6 protein-coding genes are annotated in these 4,675 nt (G+C 60.9%); all 6 read left to right on the forward strand.

Annotated features, from left to right (window positions below):
- The first annotated feature begins 122 nt into the window (after window positions 1-122).
- The gene (locus VEZ52_RS06220; RefSeq protein WP_291442727.1) at window positions 123-1,085 is read left to right on the forward strand and encodes a thiamine pyrophosphate-dependent dehydrogenase E1 component subunit alpha; all 963 of its coding nucleotides are present in this window, start codon (window positions 123-125) and stop codon (window positions 1,083-1,085) included.
- A gap of 62 nt (window positions 1,086-1,147) precedes the next feature.
- Window positions 1,148-2,113 carry an alpha-ketoacid dehydrogenase subunit beta gene (locus VEZ52_RS06225; RefSeq protein ID WP_414649504.1) on the forward strand — a complete coding sequence of 322 codons (966 nt, stop codon included), beginning with the start codon at window positions 1,148-1,150 and terminating at the stop codon, window positions 2,111-2,113.
- A gap of 125 nt (window positions 2,114-2,238) precedes the next feature.
- Window positions 2,239-3,252, forward strand: a complete 1,014-nt coding sequence (locus VEZ52_RS06230; RefSeq protein ID WP_324836055.1) for an ATP-NAD kinase family protein — start codon at window positions 2,239-2,241, stop codon at window positions 3,250-3,252.
- A 48-nt stretch (window positions 3,253-3,300) separates the two neighbouring features.
- A complete protein-coding gene (locus VEZ52_RS06235) occupies window positions 3,301-3,615 on the forward strand; it encodes a DUF6506 family protein (RefSeq protein WP_324836056.1) in 315 nt (104 codons plus the stop codon).
- Window positions 3,616-3,712: 97 nt separating this feature from the next.
- Window positions 3,713-4,492 carry an acetoin reductase gene (locus VEZ52_RS06240; protein ID WP_324836057.1) on the forward strand — a complete coding sequence of 260 codons (780 nt, stop codon included), beginning with the start codon at window positions 3,713-3,715 and terminating at the stop codon, window positions 4,490-4,492.
- 88 nt (window positions 4,493-4,580) lie between these two features.
- A partial coding sequence (locus VEZ52_RS14635; RefSeq protein WP_414649505.1) for a biotin/lipoyl-containing protein occupies window positions 4,581-4,675 on the forward strand: 95 nt, incomplete at its 3' end.

The raw sequence follows: 4,675 nt of genomic DNA on the forward strand, positions 1-4,675 counted from the left end.
GGCCTTGAAGTTGCCTGCTTCAGCCCCGGTTGCAGCGACATCGTGTTGGCCTGCGCGGCCCTGACCGTGTCGGTAGATATTGACTGAGTCGGCACCACAATCAGCAATCTGAGGAGAGTACCATGAAACATCCCGACAAAAAGGTTCTGCTGGAAATGTTCAGCACCATGACCAAGATCCGCCTTTTTGAAAGCGAGCTGCAAAAGTTTTTTGCAGCTGGCAAAATACCCGGATTCGTCCACCTCTACCTTGGTGAAGAAGCCGTAGCCACAGGCGCGTGCGCAGCGCTGAAGCAGACGGACATGATCACCAGCACCCACCGCGGCCACGGTCACTGCCTGGCCAAGGGCGGCGACCTCAAGCTCATGATGGCCGAAATCTATGGCCGCTCCACCGGTTACTGCAAGGGCAAGGGCGGCTCCATGCACATTGCCGACTTCAATATCGGCATTCTTGGCGCCAACGGCATTGTGGGCGGCGGCGGCCCCCTGGCCGTGGGCGCGGCCTTCAGCTGCCAGTACAAAGACACCAAGGGCGTGTGCGCCTGCTTTTTCGGCGACGGCGCGTCCAACCAGGGCACCACGCAGGAATCGCTGAACATGGCCAGCGCCTGGAAGCTCCCCGTTATCTTTATCAATGAAAACAACGGCTACGGCATCTCCTGCCCGCAGAGCAAATCCATGGCCATCACCGACATCGCCGACCGCGCCGCCGGATACGACATGCCCGGCGTTGTCATTGACGGCAACGACGTGCTCGCCGTGTACGAAGCCGTGACCATGGCCGTGGAACGCGCGCGCAAGGGCCAGGGCCCCTCGCTTGTGGAATGCAAGACCTACCGCTGGCGCGGCCACTTCGAGGGTGATGCCTGCGTGTACCGCAGTGAAAAAGAACTGGAAGAATGGAAGGCCAAGGATCCCATTCCGCGTTTTGCCAAAAAGCTGGTGGAATCCGGCACTGCCACGCAGGCGGAACTGGACGCCATCACCGCGTCTGTGGCTGCAGAAATTGAAGCCGCCGTCAAGTTTGCGGAAGACAGCCCCTTCCCCAAGCCGGAAGACCTGCTGGAAGACGTGTACGCATAGAGCGTTTGCCTGAAACTGCGGAAACCACCTTCAGATTTTTCAGAATGGAGAAAAATATGGCGATCAAAACCTACCTGCAAGCGCTTAACGATGCCATGCGCCAGGAGATGGAGCGGGACGAGAACGTGTTCATCATCGGTGAAGACGTGGGCAAATTCGGCGGCTGCTTTGGCGTGACTCAGGGCCTTTTTGACAAATTCGGCGAACGCCGCGTGCGCGACACCCCCATCACGGAAAGCGCCATTGTGGGCGCTGCCGCCGGTGCCGCCGCAGCCGGTCTGCGACCTGTGGCCGAGCTGATGTTTGTGGACTTTATCGGCGTTGCCTTTGACCAGCTCTTCAACCAGGCCGCCAAGATGCACTACATGTTCGGCGGCAAGGCCAAGGTGCCCATGGTGCTGCGCATGCCCCAGGGCGCTGGCGTGGGCGCTGCGGCCCAGCACTCACAGAGCCTTGAAGCATGGTTCATGCACATTCCCGGCATCAAGGTATGCATCCCCTCCACCCCGGCAGACGCCAAGGGCCTGCTCATCAGCGCCATTCGCGACGACAACCCCGTGGTCTTTCTCGAACACAAGATCCTGTACGGCGTGGAAGGCGAAGTGGGCGACGAGGCGACCCCCATTGAGCTTGGCAAGGGCGAAATCAAACGCGAAGGCACGGACGTGACCATAGTAGCGACCTCGCTCATGGTTCACTCCGCCCTTCAGGCCGCAGAAACCCTGGCAGCTCAGGGTATCAGCGCCGAAGTGGTGGACCCCCGCTGTCTGGTGCCGCTCGACAAGGACATCATCCTTAATTCCGTCAAGAAAACCCACGCCCTTGTGGTTGCGCACGAAGCCGTCAAAACCGCCGGAGCCGGTGCGGAAATTGCCGCCATGGTGGCCGAGGAGGCTCTGGATTATCTGGACGCCCCCATTGTGCGCGTGGGCGCTCCCTACTGCCCTGTTCCCTTCAGCCCGCCGCTGGAAAAGGCCTACATTCCCGGCGCGGATCAGATCGTCGCTGCGGTCAAGTCGCTGCGGTAACACAGCCGCGTTCAAGGGGCAGGCACGGGCACAAGGCCTGCCCCGCCGCGGCGGCACAGGGTTGCAACAGACATTGCACGCAATGCAGCAGGCCATGCCTGCGCACTACATCCACCGGAGTCACCGTGAAAGCAGCCATTATCGCCAATCCGGCATCAGGCAAGGACATACGCCGCATCGTCGCGCACGGCAGCGTTTTTGACAATCAGGAGAAGGTGCGCATGGTGCGCCGCATCCTGGTTGGTCTGGCCGCCGCCGGAGTACGTGATGTTCTGTATATGCCCGAGGGCTACGGCATCGTGCCGCGCGCCCTGAGCGATCTTGAAGCTCTGGAAACGCCTGTGAACGTGGCTCCGGTGGATATTTACCTGCACAACACGCAGGAGGACACCATCAACGCCGCCGCCCTCATGCAAGAGGAAGGAGTTGCGGTCATCATCGTTATGGGGGGTGACGGCACAAGCCGCGCCGCCTGCAAGGGCGCGCGCAAAACGCCCATTCTGCCGCTCTCCACAGGCACCAACAACGTTTTTCCTGTCATGGCCGAAGCTACGGTGGCTGGCCTTGCTGCGGGCGTGCTCGCCTGCGGCGGCGTAACCATTGACGAAGGCTGCCGCGAGGCCAGCCTGCTTGAAGTGCATGTGGACGGTCAGTTCAGGGATATCGCTCTGGTGGACGTAGCGGTGTACGACGACCTTTTTCTTGGCTCCCGAGCCATCTGGGATATCACCAGAGTCAGCCAGATTGTTGTTTCCCGCTGTCGACCAGACAGCATCGGCCTCTCCACTGTAGCCGGGCAGCTCATGAGCATCTCGCCCGAAGAACCGCGCGGTCTGGCCCTTGATCTTGACCCCGATTTTGCCTGCCGCGTGCGCGCCGCCATCGGCCCTGGCCTCTTTGCCGACGTGGGCGTCTCCCGCGTGCGCCAGCTGCTACCCGGCGATGATGTGCCTGTGGCCCTCACGCCCTGCGTGCTGGCGCTGGACGGCGAACGCGAGGTGGAGGTTCGGCGCGGGCAGCGCGCGAGCATACGATTGTCAGAAGACACCATGCGCGTGGTGGATGTGGCCCGCGTCATGGAATACGCCCGGCAACGAGGGCTGTTTTTGCGCGGCGCGCAGGTCTGTTACGCCAACTAGGCCCAGACCGGCAGCAAGCCTGATCACCCCAACACCAGGAGCATGTTTATGAAACTCAAGGCCGCATTCATTTTTCTGAGTCCGCGTGGCGAAGGAAACGGCGTCAAGGCCGAGCATCGCAGCTGGACGCGCACCCCCGGCGTGGAACTGCTGACCATCGGCGTGACTTCTTACAGGGAAGCCGTTGAAGCGGCGCAGAAGGCCGTGGATGAAGACGGCTGCGTTGCCATCGAACTGTGCGGCGGCTTTGGCTACGAGGGCGCGGCAATGGTCGCACGGGCGGTCAAGGTGCCTGTGGGCGTTGTGCGCTTCGACATCCATCCCGGCCTTGGCAATGCCAGCGGCGACGGAATTTTTGTCTGATGCAACGCAGTTTGCGGCCCGCAGGGTGCTGCCATCCACGACATGCCCGCTTTGCGCCAATTTGCGCCGGGCATGCGGCAACACGGAGGATACGATCATGACTATTAACGGCAAAGTTGTTCTGGTTACCGGCTCGGCTCAGGGAATAGGACGCGGTATTGCCCTGCGTCTGGCAAAGGACGGCGCGGATATCTGCCTTGTGGACATGAACGCGGACAAACTGGCCGCCGTTGCCGATGAAGTCCGCGCCCTTGGCCGCAAAGCCACCACCTTTATTGCCGACGTAAGCGACCGCGCGCAGGTTTTTGCCGCTGTGGACCATGCGGAAAAGGAACTGGGCGGCTTTGACGTCATGATCAACAACGCGGGCATTGCTCAGGTCAAGGCCATGCTGGACATCACACCCGAGGAGCTTGAACGCATCTTCAGAATCAACGTCAATGGCGTGCTCTGGGGTATTCAGGCAGCGGCCACAAAATTCATGGCCCGCAAGCAGAAGGGCAAGATCATCAGCGCTTCTTCCATTGCCGGGCATGACGGTTTTGCCCTTATCGGCGCATACAGCGCCACCAAGTTCGCCGTGCGCGGCCTTACCCAGGCAGCGGCGCGGGAGCTTGCCTCAAGCGGCATCACCGTAAACGCCTACTGCCCCGGCGTGGTCGGAACAGACATGTGGGTGGCCATTGACGAGGGCTTTTCAAAAATCACAGGCGCCCCCAAGGGCGAAACCTACAAGAAATACTGCGAAGGCATAGCCCTTGGTCGCCCTGAAACACCGGAAGACGTGGCCGCCTTTGTTTCCTATCTGGCAGGGCCGGATTCCGACTACATGACCGGACAGGCCGTGCTTATTGACGGCGGCATGGTTTACCGCTGACGGCATCGGCCCGGCTGACGGCACAAAGGCAGCCTTCCGCCCCAACACACAACATCGCAGGAGAACAGCAGTGAGCATAGAACTTGCCATGCCGAAACTTGGTCTGACCATGAAGACCGGCAAGGTTTCCAAATGGTTTGTGGCCGAAGGCGCCGCAGTCAAGCAGGGCGATGATCTGTTTGA

This window comes from Desulfovibrio sp., from assembly GCF_035644575.1.
Lineage (GTDB): Bacteria > Desulfobacterota > Desulfovibrionia > Desulfovibrionales > Desulfovibrionaceae > Desulfovibrio.